The sequence below is a fragment of the Erwinia sp. 2186 genome (assembly GCF_057812255.1).
In genome coordinates this window covers 4,775,336-4,794,011 of record NZ_CM173824.1, presented here as the reverse complement: position 1 = coordinate 4,794,011, position 18,676 = coordinate 4,775,336, and the positions used below count along the sequence as shown (strand labels likewise).

At 54.5% G+C, this 18,676-nt stretch carries 19 protein-coding genes; 8 read left to right on the top strand and 11 right to left on the bottom strand.

Features of this window, described 5'->3' with window-relative positions; translation table 11 throughout:
* Nucleotides 1-16: 16 nt before the first annotated feature.
* Nucleotides 17-1,264 (top strand): O-antigen ligase family protein, encoded by a 1,248-nt coding sequence (locus ACXKZG_RS22315; protein WP_488875481.1) that lies wholly within the window; start codon nucleotides 17-19, stop codon nucleotides 1,262-1,264.
* Nucleotides 1,265-1,281: 17 nt separating this feature from the next.
* On the opposite strand, the gene ACXKZG_RS22310 is transcribed toward ACXKZG_RS22315, so the two are convergent.
* Genes ACXKZG_RS22310 through rfaD form a run of 4 tightly spaced genes read right to left on the bottom strand, consistent with a single transcriptional unit; the run spans nucleotide 1,282 to nucleotide 5,189 of the window.
* The gene (locus tag ACXKZG_RS22310) at nucleotides 1,282-2,205 is read right to left on the bottom strand and encodes a glycosyltransferase family 2 protein (protein ID WP_488875480.1); all 924 of its coding nucleotides are present in this window, start codon (nucleotides 2,203-2,205) and stop codon (nucleotides 1,282-1,284) included.
* Nucleotides 2,202-3,191, bottom strand: coding sequence for a lipopolysaccharide heptosyltransferase RfaC (gene rfaC / locus ACXKZG_RS22305; protein WP_488875479.1), 990 nt, complete (start codon nucleotides 3,189-3,191; stop codon nucleotides 2,202-2,204). Before rfaC ends, ACXKZG_RS22310 begins: the two co-directional genes overlap by 4 nt.
* Nucleotides 3,179-4,240: an ADP-heptose--LPS heptosyltransferase RfaF gene (gene rfaF / locus ACXKZG_RS22300; RefSeq protein WP_488875478.1), complete on the bottom strand. Its 1,062-nt coding sequence runs from the start codon at nucleotides 4,238-4,240 to the stop codon at nucleotides 3,179-3,181. The genes rfaC and rfaF overlap by 13 nt, the downstream gene beginning before the upstream one ends.
* Before the next feature lie 16 nt (nucleotides 4,241-4,256).
* On the bottom strand, nucleotides 4,257-5,189 hold the full coding sequence (gene rfaD, locus ACXKZG_RS22295) for an ADP-glyceromanno-heptose 6-epimerase (RefSeq protein ID WP_013200116.1): 933 nt from the start codon (nucleotides 5,187-5,189) through the stop codon (nucleotides 4,257-4,259).
* A 231-nt stretch (nucleotides 5,190-5,420) separates the two neighbouring features.
* On the opposite strand from rfaD, the gene ACXKZG_RS22290 reads away from it, so the two are divergent.
* Nucleotides 5,421-6,623 (top strand): glycine C-acetyltransferase, encoded by a 1,203-nt coding sequence (locus ACXKZG_RS22290; protein ID WP_488875477.1) that lies wholly within the window; start codon nucleotides 5,421-5,423, stop codon nucleotides 6,621-6,623.
* Complete coding sequence (tdh, locus tag ACXKZG_RS22285) at nucleotides 6,623-7,648, top strand: L-threonine 3-dehydrogenase (RefSeq protein WP_346568390.1); 1,026 nt, start codon at nucleotides 6,623-6,625, stop codon at nucleotides 7,646-7,648. The genes ACXKZG_RS22290 and tdh overlap by 1 nt, the downstream gene beginning before the upstream one ends.
* A gap of 42 nt (nucleotides 7,649-7,690) precedes the next feature.
* Here the strand turns inward: tdh and ACXKZG_RS22280 are convergent, their stop codons facing one another.
* From ACXKZG_RS22280 to envC, 4 genes are read right to left on the bottom strand one after another with little or no spacing between them, the layout of a single operon-like run.
* A complete protein-coding gene (locus tag ACXKZG_RS22280; protein ID WP_134823151.1) occupies nucleotides 7,691-8,599 on the bottom strand; it encodes a hypothetical protein in 909 nt (302 codons plus the stop codon).
* Nucleotides 8,592-9,827, bottom strand: a complete 1,236-nt coding sequence (locus tag ACXKZG_RS22275) for a glycosyltransferase (protein WP_013200120.1) — start codon at nucleotides 9,825-9,827, stop codon at nucleotides 8,592-8,594. The genes ACXKZG_RS22280 and ACXKZG_RS22275 overlap by 8 nt, the downstream gene beginning before the upstream one ends.
* 54 nt (nucleotides 9,828-9,881) lie before the next feature.
* Nucleotides 9,882-10,808, bottom strand: a complete 927-nt coding sequence (locus ACXKZG_RS22270) for a divergent polysaccharide deacetylase family protein (protein WP_346596242.1) — start codon at nucleotides 10,806-10,808, stop codon at nucleotides 9,882-9,884.
* Between the two features lie 3 nt (nucleotides 10,809-10,811).
* Nucleotides 10,812-12,119, bottom strand: coding sequence for a murein hydrolase activator EnvC (gene envC / locus ACXKZG_RS22265; protein WP_488875476.1), 1,308 nt, complete (start codon nucleotides 12,117-12,119; stop codon nucleotides 10,812-10,814).
* A gap of 327 nt (nucleotides 12,120-12,446) precedes the next feature.
* On the opposite strand from envC, the gene ACXKZG_RS22260 reads away from it, so the two are divergent.
* From ACXKZG_RS22260 to cysE, 4 genes are all read left to right on the top strand, one after another.
* Nucleotides 12,447-12,878 (top strand): rhodanese-like domain-containing protein, encoded by a 432-nt coding sequence (locus ACXKZG_RS22260; RefSeq protein ID WP_013200123.1) that lies wholly within the window; start codon nucleotides 12,447-12,449, stop codon nucleotides 12,876-12,878.
* 140 nt (nucleotides 12,879-13,018) lie between these two features.
* Entirely contained in the window at nucleotides 13,019-13,483 is a 465-nt protein-coding gene (gene secB, locus ACXKZG_RS22255; RefSeq protein WP_013200124.1) for a protein-export chaperone SecB, read from the top strand.
* Nucleotides 13,483-14,502 (top strand): NAD(P)H-dependent glycerol-3-phosphate dehydrogenase, encoded by a 1,020-nt coding sequence (gene gpsA / locus ACXKZG_RS22250; RefSeq protein ID WP_488875475.1) that lies wholly within the window; start codon nucleotides 13,483-13,485, stop codon nucleotides 14,500-14,502. Before secB ends, gpsA begins: the two co-directional genes overlap by 1 nt.
* A 68-nt stretch (nucleotides 14,503-14,570) precedes the next feature.
* Nucleotides 14,571-15,392 (top strand): serine O-acetyltransferase, encoded by an 822-nt coding sequence (gene cysE / locus ACXKZG_RS22245; RefSeq protein WP_013200126.1) that lies wholly within the window; start codon nucleotides 14,571-14,573, stop codon nucleotides 15,390-15,392.
* Between the two features lie 3 nt (nucleotides 15,393-15,395).
* Here cysE and trmL read toward each other — a convergent pair whose 3' ends face one another.
* From trmL to cpxR, 3 genes are read right to left on the bottom strand one after another with little or no spacing between them, the layout of a single operon-like run.
* Nucleotides 15,396-15,869, bottom strand: coding sequence for a tRNA (uridine(34)/cytosine(34)/5-carboxymethylaminomethyluridine(34)-2'-O)-methyltransferase TrmL (gene trmL, locus ACXKZG_RS22240; protein WP_013200127.1), 474 nt, complete (start codon nucleotides 15,867-15,869; stop codon nucleotides 15,396-15,398).
* A gap of 43 nt (nucleotides 15,870-15,912) precedes the next feature.
* Nucleotides 15,913-17,289: an envelope stress sensor histidine kinase CpxA gene (cpxA, locus tag ACXKZG_RS22235; RefSeq protein WP_013200128.1), complete on the bottom strand. Its 1,377-nt coding sequence runs from the start codon at nucleotides 17,287-17,289 to the stop codon at nucleotides 15,913-15,915.
* On the bottom strand, nucleotides 17,286-17,984 hold the full coding sequence (cpxR, locus tag ACXKZG_RS22230) for an envelope stress response regulator transcription factor CpxR (RefSeq protein WP_013200129.1): 699 nt from the start codon (nucleotides 17,982-17,984) through the stop codon (nucleotides 17,286-17,288). Before cpxR ends, cpxA begins: the two co-directional genes overlap by 4 nt.
* 150 nt (nucleotides 17,985-18,134) lie before the next feature.
* Between cpxR and cpxP the strand changes: the two genes are divergently transcribed.
* Complete coding sequence (gene cpxP, locus ACXKZG_RS22225; RefSeq protein WP_013200130.1) at nucleotides 18,135-18,644, top strand: cell-envelope stress modulator CpxP; 510 nt, start codon at nucleotides 18,135-18,137, stop codon at nucleotides 18,642-18,644.
* The last annotated feature ends 32 nt before the right edge of the window (nucleotides 18,645-18,676 follow it).

The window sequence follows — 18,676 nt, the reverse complement described above, 5'->3', positions numbered from 1 at the left end:
GAGAGAGAAAATGAAAATGAGCTTCAAAGATACGGACTTCCGTGCTGTTTTTTACTTGCTGGCCCTGGCTTGTACGCTGCTAACCATTATGGTGACCTTTATTGACGTTAAGGGTGCCAAGGTGCTGTTTTACTGGAGCTTCTATTTTTCACTCGCGGGGATTTTGTTTAACCTGAAAGAGTATGATAAATCGCGGCTATGGTTCATTGGGCTATTGGCCGTGCTTGGCTTGAGTAAGGTCATCTGGTTCTACTGGGAATATCTGGGCAGCGCGGATTACAGCGAGTTTAACGACTACTTTAATGCGGGAAAACGCCTGCTGTTGGCGTGCTTTATCGGTTACTGGCTGTTTTCTCAGATGAAGAACTACCCGAAAAGAAGTCTTTGGTTAATCCGCACAGGCTTACTGGTGGCGTTTTTTGCCGCGACCCTGTTCGGTTTATATCAATACTTTAGTGATATTCACCGGGTCGCTTTTTCGTTAGACCGCGCCACCATATCCGCCTATGGCTATGCGATGCTTTCAACGATGGTGCTGTTTATGCTGGCCACCGAAAAGCATACCCCTGAAAACATCCTGTTCTGTCTGGCGATCTTTTGTCTGTCCTATTTTATCCTGGTGCAAACCGGCACCCGCAATATGATGGCGGCTTATCCCCTGATTATCCTGCTGGTTGGCGTACTGCAATTCCGTCACTTCGGCCTGAAGTCATTATTCTCGGTGGTGATTGCCTTGGTGATCTTGGTTGGGGTGAGCTATAAGCCGATGATTGAGCCGAAGCTGGACTCGACTCTGCAAGAGTACAATACCTATATCCAGTCGGACGGGAATCAGTTTGGGTCGTTAACCACGCGTCTGGCAATGTGGCGAGTGGGGTCAGTCTGTTTCATCGCGCATCCTCTGGGGATGAAAACAGAAGATCGTACGGCGTGCTTCGAAAACTATGTGAAAACCCGCCATACAGACACTATCTCGCTGATGTATGAGAAAGTGCATTTGCACAACGAATTGCTGGATAGCGCGACGCTACAGGGAATTCAGGGCGCGTTGGTGATGCTGCTATTTTATGTCGTGCTGATTGCCTACGCTCTTCGAAGCAGAAATGCGTTGATGCTGGCGGTGATGTTTGGGGTAGTGATTAGCGGCCTGAGTGACGTGGTGTTCATCAGCCGTGAGTTAACGATTTGCGTGGCGTTGATGCTGATCGTCAGCGAGATGTTCAATGCATTGAGAAGCCATCAGCAGAGCAGCCTGGCCCGTTAACGTCTTCACCGGGGTCTTCACAGACCCCGTTTACGCACCTGCAGCATTTTTCTTTTGTAGCTGAGTCTGATTTTTCTATCCAACAGGAAACGGCTCAGACTGACCCGACCAATACGCGCGTTGACGATCCTGTCCTGGCCGCTGCTTCGCAGCGCGTCTGGATAGCGGTTGGCGATATCTAGCCAGTGGCAGGTAATTAGCGAGGCAAAGTTAGCGGGTAAAACCTCATCCATATGCTGCGTTGCCGCAATCAGGCAGTCGATTTTCCGCTCATCTATCGCGGAAGACAGGCTGTTGGCGTGTTTGCGATAGAGATAGAATCCGCTGTCTGAATAAAGCGTCTTCTGGCTCAGTGTCAGTAACAGTGGAAATAACCAGCTGTCCTCATAACAAATGAAGTCTGGAAAAGCGTGCTGCTGGAGCAGATGACGGGCAAAAAACTGGCCAATGAAATGTGCCTGATAGTCGCGATGGATCAGAAACCGTTCAACAGACTGATGCTGAGTCAGTATTTCAGGTGCCTTTGCCTGCCAGACGGGCTGATTGGCGATCTCACCACGCACCTCAATTATTTTACTCAGGAAAATGTCCGGCGCGTGCTCTTGCAACGTGACCAGCCGATCGCGCAAAGCATCAGGCAGGAGGTGATCGTCACTGTCTACCATCAGCAAGTAATCACCCGTTGCCAGGCTCACCGCCTGATTACGAACTTTACCGACGTTTCGGTGGGCCGAAAGGACGCTGCGAAGACGGGGTAATTGCCCTGCATAGCGATCGATAATGGCCTGCGTGCCGTCCGTGGAACCATCATTAACGATGATAATTTCAGCTTGATCGAGTGCCTCACCCAATGAAGCCACAATGCTGTCGAGCGTTGCAGCAAGATAGGTTTCACTGTTATGGGCGGCAATCAGGATGCTGAGCGGGCAGGCGTTGGTCATCGGCTTAACGGCACCGGTAAGGCGATAGCGGGTAAGAGCAGCGACAAGACATTCTCAGCAGTAATCGAGGCCATATTATTGCCCTGCTCGGGGCGCAGCACGCACTGGTTCTTGCCGTAACCGCCTATCAATCCCGGGTCGGTCGGGCCATAAAGTGTGATATTCGGGCGATCCAGCGCGGCGGTAAGATGGCTTAAACCGGTATCGACGGAGACGACTGCTCTGGCGCCTGCCAGCGTGCGGGCAACCTGCTCAAGCGTCAGCTTTGGCAGCACCTCGACATAGCTAAACCCTTCGGCCAGCCTGATGGCGCGCTGGTGTTCGTGGTCAGCGCCCCACGGCAATTTAATCCTCAGGCCGCTGTCGGCGAGTAAGCCAATCAGCTCGCGCCAATGGCTTTCTGGCCAGTGCTTGGCATCACGCGTGGTGGCATGAAGAAACACCAGGTACTGTCCGGCATCAGATGGCGGCTCGCTAAGGAAATGCTGCGCGATGGCGTAATCCCCTTCGCTATCCGGCATCGGGTAACCCAGACTTTTGGCGAACAGCTCGCGAGTTCGCTGCACGGCATGTTGTTTTTTACTGATTTCATGGCGCTCGTCATACCACCAGCTGGCGAAAGGTTCTCGCGCACTGCGGCTGTCCTGACCATGCTTAACGCCTTTTGCAATGCGCGTGACCAGCGCGGCGCTTTTGATCAGTCCCTGTGCATCGATCACCACATCATACTGGCGCGACTGCACTTCGCGTTTAAACAGGAAGCGCTCTTCGCGGACTTCACTGCCAAACCAGTGTTTACGCCAGCGGCGGATGGCCACCGGGATCACTTTATCCACGGCAGGATGCCAGGCGGGGATCTGCGCAAAGCCTTCTTCCACCACCCAGTCAAAGCGAATGCCGGGAATCGCCTGCATGGCATCAGTCAGCGCCGGAAGCGTGTGCAACACGTCGCCCATGGAGGAGGTTTTAACAATCAGGACGTGCATGTTTTTTCCTCGTCATCCGCTAACAAGGCCGTCAGCTCGGCGATCACCCGCTCAGGCTGAATATCGATCAGGCTCTGATGATAGCCTTCTTCCGCATCTCCTTTGCGTACCTTGTGGTAGCCGGTGATCAGGCGGATAACGCGTGCTTTATCGGACAACGGCGGCGTAAAGTCAGGGCTGCTTGGGCCGTAGAGTGCGATCAGCGGACGATCCAGCGCGGCGGCAATGTGCATCAGGCCGGAATCGTTGCTCACCACCGCGCGGCAATGCGCCAGCAAAATCACCGCCTGTTCCAGCTGGGTTTCACCGGCCAGATTGCGGCAATGCGCACGCGAATCTTCCTGCAGGCTTTGCAGGATCTGTTCGCCCGTCTCTTTATCTTTGGCCGAACCAAACAGAATGATTTGATAGCCACGGTTGATCAGGCTCTGCGCCAGTTCAGCGTAGTGGTAATGCGGCCAGCGTTTTGCCGGACCAAATTCTGCGCCAGGGCAAAAACCGATCGCGGGACGATCTGCCGATAAGCCGAACGCCGCGGCGGTCGTCAGCTTTTCAGCTTCATTGACCTGCAGCTTCGGCCACAGCAGCGGCTGCGGCAGCTGGGCCGCATGGCTGTAGCGCGATTTGTCGTAGGCCAGCGCCACATAGCGCTCAACCATTAAAGGCCACGCGGCTTTATCCAGCACCCGCACGTCGTTCAGCAGCCCGTAGCGCATTTCACCGCGCCAGCCGGTGCGGGTTTTGATATCGGCAAAGAAGGGAACTAACGCGGACTTAAACGAGTTGGGCAACACGTAAGCCCGATCGTAACCTTTGCTGCGCAAGGCTTTGCCCAGACGACGACGCTCGCCTAATGCCAGCGCACCATGGCCCAGCGGCATCGCCAGCGCTTCGTTGACCTCTGGCATACGCGATAACAGTGGACGGCACCACGCGGGTGCCATCACATCAATTATCGCGTCGGGTTCAGCCGCCTTCAACGTGCGATAGAGACTTTGCGACATCATCATATCGCCAACCCATGAAGGGCCGATTACCAGAATCTTCATTGCCGGAATTGTCCCGTTACGCCTTGCGGTTCAGCCATGCCATATATTCAGCGACGCCTTCAGCGACGGTTTTGAACGGCTTATCATAGCCCGCTGCCAGCAGGTTGGTTTGATCCGCCTGGGTATAGGCCTGGTAGCGTCCCTTCAGTTTTTCCGGGAAAGGAATGTATTCGATTTCCCCTTTCTGATGGAAATTCAGCGCCGCATCGGCCACTTCCTGGAACGACTCGGCACGACCGGTACCGCAGTTGAAGATGCCGGAAACGTTATTTTCCCAGAACCACAGGTTCACCGACGCCACATCTTCCACGTAGATAAAATCACGCTTAAAGGTATCGCTGCCTTCGAACAGCTTGGGATTTTCGCCGTTGTTTAACTGGGTGTTCAGGTGGAAAGCCACGCTGGCCATGCTGCCTTTATGGCCTTCACGCGGACCATACACATTGAAGTAGCGGAAACCACAGACCTGCGAACCCGCTTCCGGCAGGATCTGACGGACATAGTGATCGAACAGCATTTTGGAATAGCCGTAAACGTTCAGCGGCTCTTCATACTGGCGCTCTTCGATAAAGTTATCGTTGCGGCCGCCGTAAGTGGCTGCGGAAGAGGCATACAGGAACGGGATTTCGTGCTCGAGGCAGTAGTGCAGCAGCTCTTTGGAATACTGATAGTTGTTGTCCATCATGTACTTGCCGTCCCACTCGGTGGTGGATGAGCAGGCGCCTTCATGGAAGATCGCTTCAACATCGCCGAAATCTTCATCGGCCAGAATGCTGATCAGAAAGTCTTCTTTATCCATGTAATCGGCAATATTCAAATCCACCAGATTGACGAATTTGGTGCCGTCTTTCAGGTTGTCGACCACCAGGATATCGGTATGGCCTTTGTCATTCAGCGCTTTAATAATGTTGCTACCGATAAGTCCTGCGCCGCCGGTGACGATAATCATGAGCATTAACCTTTAAACAGGGGGGTGAAACGGGAGGTTTCACACGCTAATGCCTCTTATCATAACATCTGATGCGGCGTCAGACAGCCAGATGACTCCGTAACGGAATGTAATTGTTGGAAGCTGGCGTTAATTATGCTGCGAAAATCACACTACACGATCTGTATCCTCGTCCCATCCCTTGCCCTTCAGTAAGATATTCCGCTACTAAGCCTGTTTCGGAGTATGAAAATGTCATCGCCATTTTATCAGCAACTTACGCAACAATTACGGGAAGTCGAGGCGGAAGGGCTGTTTAAGTCCGAACGCCTGATTATCTCCGCGCAACAGGCCAATATCGAACTGGAAGGCGGCGGGAAAGTCGTTAACTTCTGCGCAAATAATTACCTGGGTTTGGCTAATCATCCCGCCCTGATCGCCGCGGCGAAAGAAGGCATGGACAGCCACGGATTTGGCATGGCGTCAGTACGCTTTATTTGCGGCACGCAGGACAGCCATAAACAGCTGGAAAAGCAGCTGGCGGAATTTTTGGGCATGGAAGATGCCATTCTCTATTCCTCCTGCTTTGATGCTAACGGCGGTTTGTTCGAAACGCTGCTTGGGCCGGAAGATGCGATTATTTCTGACGCGCTGAATCACGCGTCGATTATTGATGGCGTAAGGTTATGCAAAGCCAAACGCTACCGCTATGCCAACAACGATATGTCGGAACTGGAAGCGCGGCTGGAAGAAGCCAAAGCGGCCGGCGCGCGCCATATCATGATCGCCACCGACGGCGTTTTCTCCATGGATGGCGTGATCGCCAACCTCAAGGGCATCTGTGACGTGGCGGATCGCTATGGCGCGCTGGTGATGGTCGATGATTCTCATGCCGTTGGCTTTGTGGGCGCAGGCGGTCGGGGCACGCACGAATACTGCGAGGTGATGGGCCGGGTCGATATCATCACCGGTACGCTGGGCAAAGCGCTGGGTGGCGCTTCGGGTGGCTACACGGCGGCTAAAAAAGAGGTGATTGAATGGCTTCGCCAGCGATCCCGTCCTTATCTGTTCTCGAATTCGCTGGCGCCGGCCATTGTTGCCGCCTCAATACGTGTGCTGGATATGCTGACCGAAGGAGATGGTTTACGTCAGCGTCTGTGGGACAACGCAAAATTTTTCCGTGCCGAAATGACCAAAGCCGGGTTTACCCTGGCCGGCGCCGATCACGCCATTATTCCGGTGATGCTGGGCGAAGCGAAAGTGGCGCAGGAATTTGCCCGGCTGTTGCAGCAGGAAGGCATCTACGTTACCGGCTTCTTCTATCCCGTGGTGCCGAAAGGGCAGGCAAGGATCCGCACGCAAATCTCGGCGGGACACAGCCATGAGCAGCTAGTCCATGCGGTGGATGCTTTCAGCCGGATTGGCAAAAAGCTTGGCGTGATTAAGGAGGCGTGATGAAAGCATTAGCGAAGCTGCGCGCGGAAGAAGGGATCTGGATGGTTCACGATGCGCCTGTCCCCGAGCCGGGTCACAATGACCTGCTGATCAAAATTCGTAAAACCGCCATTTGCGGCACGGATGTGCATATCTATAACTGGGATGAATGGTCACAGAAAACCATTCCCGTGCCGATGATCACCGGGCATGAATATGTTGGTGAAGTGGTCGGGATCGGTCAGGAAGTGAAGGGCTTCTCGCTGGGCGATCGGGTTTCCGGGGAAGGGCATATTACCTGTGGCCACTGCCGAAACTGCCGGGCGGGGAAAACCCATCTTTGCCGCAATACGGTCGGCGTTGGCGTTAACCGGCAGGGCTGCTTTGCGGAATACCTGGCGATCCCCGCGTTTAATGCCTTTCGTATTCCCGACAACATTTCTGATGAGCTGGCAGCGATTTTCGACCCTTTTGGTAATGCGGTGCATACGGCGCTGTCATTCGATTTGGTCGGCGAAGATGTGCTGATTTCAGGTGCCGGCCCGATTGGCATTATGGCGGCAGCAATCTGCCGTCATGTCGGCGCCAGGCATGTGGTGATCACCGACGTGAATGACTATCGCCTCGATCTGGCCCGCAAGATGGGGGTGACCCGCGCGGTGAACGTCAGCCAGCAAAAGCTGGTGGACGTGATGCAGGAACTGGGCATGACCGAAGGATTTGACGTAGGACTGGAGATGTCCGGCGCACCGGCAGCGTTCAGAACGCTGTTAAGCGTGATGAATAACGGTGGCCGCATTGCATTACTCGGCATTCCCCCTTCAGAGATGTCGATTGACTGGAATCAGGTGATTTTCAAGGGACTGTTTATCAAAGGGATTTATGGCCGGGAAATGTTCGAGACCTGGTACAAAATGGCGGCATTAATCCAGTCCGGGCTGGATATCACGCCGATCATTACCCATCACTTTGGGATTGATGATTTTCAGGCGGGGTTTGATCAAATGCGCTCGGGCCTTTCAGGCAAGGTGATTCTGGACTGGTAATCAATCTGTTGGGTCGGCAATGGGCCGACCCAATTTACAATGTTACTTGAGCTTTTCGGCATCCGTCAGATAGCGCACCTTACGGGTGTAATCCTGACCTTTAAAGGTCAATGGCGTATCGGATGACTGCAAATACTTTTGCCATTCCGAAAGCGGGAAGCCGCCATGCGCACCAACCACCTCTTTCGGGATCGCTGCCGTGCTGCCACCAATCTTCTTCGAGACCGGCCAGTTCATCCAGTCACCCAGGTTTACCGTCTTCAGATCCAGCATATCCAACAATGCAGCCAGTGGGAGCTGATCGGTGGGTGGCTGCGAATCATCCATTAATTCCCAGGTATCCTGGAAAAGCGTTAACCACAGTGGGCAAATGCGTTTCCACGTCTGCCGTGTCGCGGCAAGAAAAGCGCCATTCACATGGTCAACAATATAAGGTCTGACGCTATTGCGGTAATAAGCCGGTCGGTTTTGCTCAGGCGCATTGGCCAGTTTGGCGATCATCTTGCCCTGGCGGAAGCTGGAATAGATATGCCCGTCATGCATGTTGATATCGGGCATTTTCAGCAGATTGAGATCGGAATCGATCATCAAAATGCCGTCGGTTTTTGCCTGCAAAGGCGCCTGAAGCTTAATCAAACGACTGCGGTAAATTTGTTTATAGCGGTAGTTCTCTTCCCGCAACGGCACGTCCAGCGTCACCACCCGGGTTTTCGCCGGCAGCTCGCCAAACTGTGCGGCAGGCTGATCGGAGACGATGACAATCTCTTCTGCATCAGGCGCAAAACGCGATGCAAATAACGCGCTTAAGGTTGCCTCTTCGACAAAGTCAGCGCCCGTACAGGGAATGACAATAGAAGTGACCGGTGTTGCGCCTTGCACCTCTTTCTGCTGATAAGAGAGGTTATGGCGCGAACGAATGTGGCGGAACTGAGGGTTCAGGAATTCAAACATGCGAAGAGTTTCCATGTGACGCATTTTTCAAAATAGATTCCACGCCTGCGACGTAATGCTCAATAGCATAGTGCGCTTTCACGTTGGCGTTGGCCTGTTGCAATAATGTCGTGCGTTTTTCCGCATCAAGATACAGCGTCTTCATCTGCTCAAACAGGGTATCGGTATCGCCGTAATCGAACAACAAGCCCGTTTTATCCGGCGAGATAAGTTCGGCGGTGCCGGTGACTTTCGAGCCAATCACCGCGGTATTGAGCAACATGGCCTCCAGCACCACGCGCGGCAACCCTTCACTTTTGGACGCCAGAATAAACACGTCCAGCGCGGCCAGATATTCCAGGGCATTGGGGCGGAAACCGGTAAAAATCACCCGATCCGCAATACCGGCCTGAGCCGCCTGACGTTTTAACGCCGCTTCTTCCGGGCCTTCGCCGAGGATCACCATCCGCCAGTCGGCCTGGGGGAAGGACGCGGCAAACTTTTCCAGCGCCTGCAGAATATGGTGATTGGATTTGCGGGGGATTAACGATCCGATGCTGCCAAACACAAAGGTGCGGTTATCCAGCGCCAGCAGCTGTTGCCGCATCGCATCGCGGGAGGGCAGCGGTTGCCAGATGTCGATAGCATTGAATACGGTGAAGCATTTTTCAGCCACGACGCCATGGGCGATCAGCACTTCGCGGACGCCGTTTGATACAGCGATGATTGCATCCGCGCGCTGATTCACCATCCCGACCAATTCGCGGTTCAGGACCGGTTCAATGCGGCAATGCTGCACCAGGGTAATCGGTAAACCTTCGGCCGCAAGATAGCCTTCAGCGTTCGATCCCGGCTGATTATTCATGTAGAGCAAATCAATATTCTGGCGGGAAATCGCCTCGGCAATACGTTTCGCATTGGGCTTGATGCGCCAAAGCATATCCACCCAACGGGTCGTTTTCAGCCGTAAAGAACGGTTGAAAAATACCAGCGATCGCAGTAGTTCTTTGCAGACTTTCGCCCAGCGAGGTTGCTTGCGTTGCGGAATAAACATCACCGGGATGCCGAGCGCTTCCAGCACGTCAGCAATGGTGTCACCTTTACCACGGCGGTAATTATGGTAGAAGCAGCAGCGGATATCGAACTGACTGCGGTCGATACGCTTCAACAGCTCAAGCATGCTGTTGGTGCCGCCACCCCATTCATTTCCGGTATCCAGCAACAGAATTTTTTTACGCTGATCTTCCATGTGTCCGCGACTCTCTGGGCCTGCGTCCCTTCAGTCAGGGACGCTGCAGAAAAATTAAGGTTGGGTCCCGATATCGAGCTTCAACCCGCTAAAGTGCGTATCGATATAACGCATGCCCGCGCTGTTGCCAATACTTTCAGCCACCACGCTCAGTGCACGGGTTGCCGGAACCGGTGCAATCTTCACCGGACAGCTTTTCACGCCGTGGAACGGATTACGCGGTTTTTCAGCCGGTGGCAACGGCTGGCGGCCGGTGGATTGGGGCTCATTCAGCAACTGGCTTGGACGAACCAGCGTCACGTCTGCCGGAAGCGTTGGCAGCATTTCCTGCAATACCCTGACGGTGGTGGGATGCGGATGGCCGATGGCAATGGCTGAGCCATCGCGCTGGGCCAGGCGCACCGCACGCGTGAACTGCTTGCGGATATCCGCTTCGTTCTGCGTATCGTCGAGGAACACGCGGCGCTTCAGCACGTTGACGCTGGTTCCGGCGGCGGCGCGCGTTGACTGGCTGTTACCGATGGTCATGCTGTCGAGGAAGTAGAAATTATAGTGATCCAGTACCTGCATCACCTTCTGCATCCCAGGCAGACTGGAGGTCATCGCGCTGCCCATATGGTTATTCAGGCCGACCGCAAAAGGCACATCGGCCACCGCTTCACGAATAATGCGCGCGATCTCCGCACTGGACATGTTCGGGCGCAGGGTGTCTTTTTCCAGCGGTTGTTTGCTCAGGGGCGCCATCGGCAGATGGATCAGCACTTCGTGACCCAGCTGGTGGGCTTTGGTCGCCATTTCACGGGCGTGGGTGGCGTTAGGCAGAACCGCGACAGAGATGTTCTTCGGCATCTGCAAAACCTGATTCTCTTCCTTCGGACGATAACCAAAATCATCAATGACGATAGAGAGTTTTCCGGCGTGTGCCGTACAGGCCATTAACAGGCCTGCCAGCACGCCACTCATTTTGCGGAGGTGTGACAAAAGTTATTTTCCTAACCACGGAAGTGGATTGACGGCCTGTCCCTGGCGTCGGATTTCGAAATAGAGTGAAGGCGTGCCCCGGCCGCCACTGGTCCCGACCAGTGCGATTGGCTGTCCTGCCTTAACCTGAGTTCCCACGCTCACCAGCGCACTTTGGTTGTAGCCGTAAAGGCTCATATCCCCTTTGCCGTGTTCTACCACCACCACCAGACCGTAGCCCTGTAGCCAGTCGGCCATCAGAACGCGGCCATCGGCAATGGCTTTCACTTCGGTGCCTTCAGGTGCGTCAATCACCAAGCCTTTCCAGCGTAGCTCACCCTGCAGCTGTTCGCCGAAGCGATGTTCAATCGTGCCGCGCGCCGGCCATACGGCCTGGCCAGAAGGACGGCCTAATCCGCCGGTGCGCGCCATTAATGAACGCTCACCTTCGGTCGGTTTGTAGGTGGTGCCTTTGCTCTTCGCCTGAGCCTGACGCTGACGGACTTTTTCCGCCTCGCGCGCTTCTTTCTCTGCCCGGGCTTTGGCTTCCCGTTCAGCTTTGGCAATTTTGTCGCGCAGGCGGCTTTCGTTTTCCCGCATATCGACCAACTGCGCCTGATCTTTTTCGAGAGACGACTCCAGCGTGGTCAGCGTTTTCTTACGGGCAACGCGCGCACCTTCCAGCTTCTGCTGTTGCGACTGCTGCTGGTCGAGTAAGGATTTCTGCTGCGCCTGTTTATCCACCAAAGACGCTTTCTGCGCAGAGAGGTCGCTGCGGGTCTTTTTCAGGTCATCAATTGATTTTTGGCGGGCATCGTTAAGATAGCCAAAGTAGGAAAGGATGCGCTCGCTGCGCTGGCTCTCTTCGCCGCTGAGGATCAGCTGGACGCCGCTGTGTTGTCCCTGACGGAAAGCCGCATCGAGCTGCTCGGCAAGCAGCTTTTCCTGACTGACTTGTTGCGCCTCCAGCTTGCTGATCGAGGCGGTCAGCGATGAAATGTCCTTATTCAGCCCGGTGAGGGTGATTTGGGTTTCACGCAGTTGGCGGCTGGCCTGAGCAATGATCTTTTCCTGGCTGGTCAGCTGCGCCAACAGCTTGCCGCGTTGCTGCTTTTGCTGCAAAACGCTCTTCTCTTTCGCTGCAATATCCTGCTGCAGGCTGGAGAGCTGCGACTTGTTATCGTCGGCCGCGTGGCTGGCAAAAGACGACAGCAAAAGACCGGCGCAAAGTACGCTGGCAGACAGGCTGAACACATGAGATCGCAACAGAACGCCTGTGGCAGATCCGTTACCCTGTGCTCGTAAAGATGAAACTGGCGCTTTTTCCCTCATAGGACCAGATTATTCCACGATGAACAGCAGCTTACCAGCCATCTGTCCCGGCTTTTGCATTTCCACCAGTGACAGCGTTGCCTGAAACCGGTCGCTGGGCAGGCGATCCTGCGGGGAAGTGTCAGGCAGATTTGCACAACAAATAACCGCTCAGGATTGCAGCGAACTCGCACTGACACGGGCATTTACACTTAAGGCAATTTTTTTTGGGAATCTGCCTCAGAAAACGCAACTCTGACGGCTTCATGACTGTACATGACAATACTGGCAGGTATACTCAGAAGCCTTGTTTTAGCTTATTAACCCTTTCGGGAGTTGTTACCCCTCATGCAAGATATTATGCAGTTCGCAGGCAGCCACACCATTCTTAGTCTGGCGTGGGTTGTCCTGTTGGTTTTGGTGATCGTGACTACCGTTAAGGGTATGTTCTCCAAGATAAAAACGATTAGCCGCGGTGAAGCAACCCGTTTAATTAATAAAGAAGAAGCCGTGGTGGTCGACGTGCGTGGGCGTGATGACTACCGTAAGGGCCATATCTCCAATGCCATCAACGTGCTGGCCGCTGACATCAAAAAAGGCAGCTTTGGCGAATTAGAGAAGCACAAAGCGCAACCGATTATCGTGGTGTGTGCCAACGGCACATCCGCTGCAGAACCCGCTGCTCAGCTGAACGCGGCCGGTTTTGAAAACGTCTCCATACTGAAAGATGGCGTCTCCGGTTGGAGTGGTGAAAACCTGCCGCTGGTACGTGGAAAGTAAGACTGATGTAGTGATGCGCAGCACTTTGTTGGCTGTGAAGACCAGTTCGCGCTAGATGGCTTTTCTGGCCTCGACCCGCTACTTAAATAAGACGGGCGAGTGGCGAAATAACGGATTATTAACCAATAGGATTACGTAACATGTCAGAGCAAAACAACACCGAGATGGCTTTCCAGATCCAGCGTATTTACACCAAGGATATCTCTTTTGAAGCGCCTAACGCGCCTCAGGTTTTCCAGAAAGAGTGGGAACCAGAAGTGAAACTGGATTTGGATACGGCTTCCAGCCAGCTGGCAGAAGACGTGTATGAAGTCGTACTGCGTGTGACCGTAACGGCAACCGTGGGCGAAGATACTGCGTTCCTGTGTGAAGTTCAGCAGGCAGGTATTTTCTCTATCTCCGGTATCGACGGTAACCAGATGGCGCATTGCCTCGGTGCATACTCGCCGAACATCCTGTTCCCTTATGCTCGCGAATGCATCACCAGCCTGGTTTCACGCGGTACCTTCCCGCAGCTTAACCTGGCGCCAGTGAACTTTGACGCGCTGTTCATGAACTATCTTCAGCAGTCAAACGAAGGCGCCGCTCCTCAACAGGATGCATAATGCCTCACGCTAACGCTTCAATGAGCGTCCTCGGTGCCGGATCTTACGGCACCGCTTTAGCCATCACGCTGGCTCGTAATGGGCACAACGTGGTGCTGTGGGGACACAACCCACACCATCAGGCTCAGCTTCAGGCTGACCGCTGTAATGCGGCTTTCCTGCCCGATGTTCCTTTCCCTGATTCGTTGAGCCTTGAAACCGATTTGGCCAGTGCGATTGCTGCCAGTCGCGATCTGCTGGTGGTGGTTCCCAGCCATGTGTTCGGCGATGTATTACAGCAAATCAAACCGCATCTGCGCGCTGACTCCCGCATTGTCTGGGCCACGAAAGGCCTGGAAAAAGAGACCGGACGTTTGCTGCAGGATGTCGCGCGTGAGATCCTCGGTCCGGATATTCCGCTGGCAGTGATCTCGGGCCCGACTTTTGCCAAAGAACTGGCGGCGGGTCTGCCGACGGCGATTGCCCTGGCGGCAACGGACAGCGAATTTGCTGATGACCTGCAGACGCTGCTGCATTGCGGTAAAAGCTTCCGTGTGTATAACAATCCGGACTTTATTGGCGTCCAGCTCGGCGGCGCGGTGAAAAACGTGATCGCTATTGGCGCGGGCATCTCCGATGGAATTGGCTTTGGTGCCAATGCACGTACCGCATTAATTACCCGTGGCCTCGCTGAAATGACCCGTCTGGGCACCGCTCTCGGTGCCGATCCCACCACCTTTATGGGCATGGCGGGATTAGGCGACCTGGTGCTGACCTGTACCGATAATCAGTCACGCAATCGGCGCTTTGGCATGATGCTGGGGCAGGGAATTGACGTGGAAGCGGCGCAAACGACCATCGGTCAGGTAGTGGAAGGTTTCCGAAATACTAAAGAGGTTAAGGCTCTGGCTGCGCGCTGCGGCGTGGAGATGCCAATAACCGAGCAAATTTATCAGGTTCTGTATTGCGAAAAAAATGCGCGAGAGGCAGCATTGAGCTTACTTGGGCGCACAAGGAAAGACGAAAACAGCGCCAGTTGAGAAAGGGATGCAAACTGATATAGCGCGCAGGCAGTCGCCGGGCGCTATTTTTTGATGTGGAGAGAGCAATGCCGTGTGTAGAACCTGAACTGGTCTGGGATTATATCAAAGCGGAAGCGCGGGCCCTGGCTGACTGCGAACCGATGCTTGCCAGTTTTTACCACGCAACGTTGCTGAAGCACGACGATCTGGGCAGTGCGCTGAGCTATATGCTCGCCAACAAGCTGGCCAATCCGATCATGCCTGCCATCGCCATCCGTGAAATCGTGCAGGAAGCCTATAATCAGGACCCGTCGATGATCCAGTCGGCAGCCTGTGATATCCAGGCCGTCCGTCAGCGTGACCCGGCAATCGATAAATACTCCACGCCCTTGCTGTACCTGAAAGGCTTCCACGCCTTACAGGCCTATCGTATTGGTCACTGGCTGTGGAATGAAGGACGACGCGCGCTGGCGGTGTATCTGCAGAACGAAGTGTCGGTCTCGTTTGCGGTGGATATTCATCCGGCGGCCAAAATTGGTCGCGGCATCATGCTCGATCACGCCACCGGCATTGTCATTGGCGAAACGGCGGTGGTTGAAGACGATGTCTCGATCCTGCAATCCGTTACGCTGGGCGGTACCGGCAAAACCAGCGGCGATCGCCATCCGAAAATTCGCGAAGGGGTGATGATCGGGGCAGGAGCGAAAATCCTCGGCAATATCGAAGTGGGACGCGGGGCGAAAATTGGTGCCGGTTCGGTAGTGCTGCAACCGGTTCCGCCACATACCACCGCAGCTGGCGTTCCTGCCCGCATCGTTGGCAAGCCGAGCAGCGACAAGCCTTCGATGGAAATGGATCAGCACTTCAATGGCACCGTGCCGGGCTTCGAATTCGGCGACGGGATCTGACGTTTACGCCTTCACCACTGCGCCAGCGTAATCCAGCTGGCGCCACGCCTCGTATACCACCACTGAGACGGCATTAGACAAATTCATGCTGCGGCTGTCCGGCTGCATCGGGATTCGGATTTTCTGCTGTGCCGGCAGCGCATTGAGAATGTCGGCTGGCAATCCCCGCGTTTCCGGTCCAAACAACAGGTAATCACCCGGCTGATAACTCACCGCGCTGTGCGCGGGCGTGCCTTTTGTGGTGAGCGCAAACAGCCGCTGTGGCGCTTCTGCAGACAGAAACGCAGCATAGTCAGCGTGATGTTTGATGGCGGTGAACTCATGATAATCGAGCCCCGCACGGCGCAGGCGCTTATCATCCCAGGCAAAGCCCAGCGGCTCAATCAGGTGCAGTTGAAAGCCGGTATTGGCGCAAAGACGGATGATATTCCCGGTATTGGGTGGGATTTCAGGTTCAAATAAAACGATATTCAGCATCGACAACGGCCCTCATTAGCGAGGGCCGAAGCATAGCAAACAATCAGGCTTTGCTGGAATAGAGCGGCAACCAGATTGTCAGACGCAGACCGCCCAGCGGGCTGTCATCCGCTTTGACCCAACCCCGGTGTTGCTGGATGGCGGTATCGACAATCGCCAGCCCCAGGCCGGTTCCACCGGATTCACGGTCGCGCGCTTCATCAGTGCGGTAGAACGGCCGGAAAATCTGCTCACGATCTTCCGCGCTGACGCCTGGGCCATCATCATCAACGTGGATGGTAATGCCCTGTTTATCCACCGAAAAACTGACGGCGATTTTGGAGTAGGAGTAGCGCAGCGCATTGCGGACGATATTCTCCAGCGCGCTGTCCAGCGCACTCGGGTTACCGTACAGCGGCCATGGGCCAGGCGGATAGGGCACGTCCAGCGTTTTGCCCATCTGCTCGGCTTCAAACTTGGCATCATCCAGCACGCCGGACCACAGCTGGTTGGCTTTCATCGCTTCGCTGACCAGCGCATTTTTGTGCTGAGTGCGGGAGAGCACCAGCAGGTCGTTGATCATGCCATCGAGCCGCTGTGCTTCCATCTCAATACGCTGCAGCTCTTTGCCTTCACCCTGACGGCGGCGCATCAGTGCGGTGGCCAGCTGCAGGCGAGTCAGAGGCGTACGCAGTTCATGTGAGATATCCGACAGCAGACGTTGCTGACCGGTCATCATTCTTTCCAGGGCGCTGACCATCTGGTTGAAGCTGGCACCGGCCGCCAGAAACTCCTGCGGGCCGGATTCCAGTTCGGGACGCTGACGCAAGTTACCGGCCGCCACATCATCGGCAGCATGCTTGAGCTTACGGGCCGGTTTAGCGAGGCTCCAGGCCAGCCAAAGCAGCAATGGCGAGCTGATCAGCATAGTGACAATCAGCAGCAGCAGAGGACGGTCAAACAACAGATTGATAAAGTCCAGCTGTGAGCTGCCCGCCGGGCGGATCAGGTAAAGCTGGTAGTTATCTTCTCCGTCGCGAACCGAGAAGGGGCCAACCATCTCAACGCGGCCGTATTTCTTTTTCTGCGGATGATCGGAGTTATCAGACTGGCCGATAAAATTACGGATCACCTGCATTTCGTTATGCTGTGCGCCGATCACGCGACCCTCACTGGTGACCAGTAAAAGCCGTTGACCAGGCGGAGCCCATTTGTCGATTGCGCGAAACAGTCTGCGCCACCACATCAGGTCGTTGGGCGGATCCTGCATCAACTCCGCTTCAACGTGTTGTTCAATCATGGTGCCCTGACGCTGCTCGTTATCCAGCAGCGGCGTCATCTGACGGGTATCCAGCTTTGGCACCATTAAAACCAGCATCAACACCAGTGCCAGGGTCAGCCAGAAAATAGCGAAGATGCGGGTGGTCAGGCTTGAAATCATGTAGCGGAAACCATCAGATAGCCGCGGCCACGCAGGGTTTTAAACCAGGGATGACCATCTTTGCGGTCCGGCAGTTTTCGGCGCAGGTTAGAGATATGCATATCGATCGCGCGATCGAACGGCGTCAGGCGTTTTCCAAGCACTTCCTGGCTCAGATGTTCGCGGGAGACCACTTGTCCAAGGTGCTGGGCAAGCAGATACAGAAGCGTGAACTCTGTCCCGGTCAAATCCAGCGTCAGGCTGTCGAAGCTGGCTTCCTGGCGGCCTGGATTCAGGCGCAGGTGATCGACTTCCAGCGTCGGTGAGCTGTTATCGTGTTGCTGTTGCTGCTCGCTCCAGTTTGAACGGCGTAAAATAGCGCGTATACGCGCCACCAGTTCGCGATCGTTAAATGGCTTAGGCAGATAGTCATCTGCACCCAGTTCGAGGCCCAGAACGCGATCCAGCTCGCTTCCGCGCGCCGTCAGCATAATGACCGGCGTCTGGTGCTGTTGACGCAATTCTTTCAGGGTGTCGATACCGTTTTTCTTCGGCATCATGACGTCGAGCAGTAAAAGATCTATCGTGTTATCAATCAGGGTGAGTGCCTGCTCGCCGTCGCCGGCAACCAGAACGTCAAACCCTTCCATTTCAAGTAATTCTTTCAGCAGCGAAGTCAATTCGCGGTCATCGTCAACCAACAGGATTTTATTCATTTTTATTGCCCTCCGCAGGCAAAATACCGTGAACGAATGCTGTCATTCCATGACTTTACGTAGTTTTACACCGGCTGACGCATGTTTGCAGCGGGCGCCGTAGACTGGCTCTCGTTGAATCGAAAATGGAAACCAACCTGGGAGTAAACGATGCGCAAAGTTACCGCCGTCGTTGTGGTTCCGGCGCTGATAATCAGTTTCTCCGCCGCCTGTTCTGCAGCAGTGACGACGACTGACGAGATGCATCAAGACAACGCGGCGACACGCAGTATGACGCAAATTCCGCAGAGTCACATGTTTGATGGCATCAATCTCACCGAACAGCAGCGTCAACAGATGCGAGATTTGATGCAACAGGCGCGTCATGAACGTTCTTCCATAAGTATTAACGATTTAGAACAACTGCACGAGAAGATTATTGCAGATAAATTTGATGAAGCGGCCTACAAAGCTCAGCTGGATAAGATTGCACAGGCGGAAGTCTCGCGGCAGGTAGAAATGGCCCGGATACGCAACCAGATGTACCACCTGTTAACACCAGCCCAGCAGGACGTTTTAAACGAGAAACATCAGCAGCGCATGAGTGAAATGCGCAAGCTAACGAACATGCAGCAGGCGTCATCGCTGCAGGCAGTGAGTAGTACCGGCAGTAACCAGTAACATAGTATCCCTGTTTTTCCTTGCCATAGACA

What these genes read in the sequence shown, in the direction of transcription:
- ACXKZG_RS22280 (WP_134823151.1), bottom strand. Translation starts at nt 8,599, where the DNA reads ATGTTTGAATTCCTGAACCCTCAGTTCCGCCACATTCGTTCGCGCCAT.
- rfaF (WP_488875478.1), bottom strand. Translation starts at nt 4,240, where the DNA reads ATGAAGATTCTGGTAATCGGCCCTTCATGGGTTGGCGATATGATGATG.
- cpxA (WP_013200128.1), bottom strand. Translation starts at nt 17,289, where the DNA reads ATGATTTCAAGCCTGACCACCCGCATCTTCGCTATTTTCTGGCTGACC.
- ACXKZG_RS22275 (WP_013200120.1), bottom strand. Translation starts at nt 9,827, where the DNA reads ATGGAAGATCAGCGTAAAAAAATTCTGTTGCTGGATACCGGAAATGAA.
- tdh (WP_346568390.1), top strand. Translation starts at nt 6,623, where the DNA reads ATGAAAGCATTAGCGAAGCTGCGCGCGGAAGAAGGGATCTGGATGGTT.
- secB (WP_013200124.1), top strand. Translation starts at nt 13,019, where the DNA reads ATGTCAGAGCAAAACAACACCGAGATGGCTTTCCAGATCCAGCGTATT.
- gpsA (WP_488875475.1), top strand. Translation starts at nt 13,483, where the DNA reads ATGCCTCACGCTAACGCTTCAATGAGCGTCCTCGGTGCCGGATCTTAC.
- cpxP (WP_013200130.1), top strand. Translation starts at nt 18,135, where the DNA reads ATGCGCAAAGTTACCGCCGTCGTTGTGGTTCCGGCGCTGATAATCAGT.
- cysE (WP_013200126.1), top strand. Translation starts at nt 14,571, where the DNA reads ATGCCGTGTGTAGAACCTGAACTGGTCTGGGATTATATCAAAGCGGAA.
- ACXKZG_RS22310 (WP_488875480.1), bottom strand. Translation starts at nt 2,205, where the DNA reads ATGACCAACGCCTGCCCGCTCAGCATCCTGATTGCCGCCCATAACAGT.
- ACXKZG_RS22260 (WP_013200123.1), top strand. Translation starts at nt 12,447, where the DNA reads ATGCAAGATATTATGCAGTTCGCAGGCAGCCACACCATTCTTAGTCTG.
- rfaC (WP_488875479.1), bottom strand. Translation starts at nt 3,191, where the DNA reads ATGCACGTCCTGATTGTTAAAACCTCCTCCATGGGCGACGTGTTGCAC.
- ACXKZG_RS22315 (WP_488875481.1), top strand. Translation starts at nt 17, where the DNA reads ATGAGCTTCAAAGATACGGACTTCCGTGCTGTTTTTTACTTGCTGGCC.
- trmL (WP_013200127.1), bottom strand. Translation starts at nt 15,869, where the DNA reads ATGCTGAATATCGTTTTATTTGAACCTGAAATCCCACCCAATACCGGG.
- rfaD (WP_013200116.1), bottom strand. Translation starts at nt 5,189, where the DNA reads ATGATTATCGTCACCGGCGGCGCAGGACTTATCGGTAGCAACATTATT.
- ACXKZG_RS22290 (WP_488875477.1), top strand. Translation starts at nt 5,421, where the DNA reads ATGTCATCGCCATTTTATCAGCAACTTACGCAACAATTACGGGAAGTC.
- cpxR (WP_013200129.1), bottom strand. Translation starts at nt 17,984, where the DNA reads ATGAATAAAATCCTGTTGGTTGACGATGACCGCGAATTGACTTCGCTG.
- envC (WP_488875476.1), bottom strand. Translation starts at nt 12,119, where the DNA reads ATGAGGGAAAAAGCGCCAGTTTCATCTTTACGAGCACAGGGTAACGGA.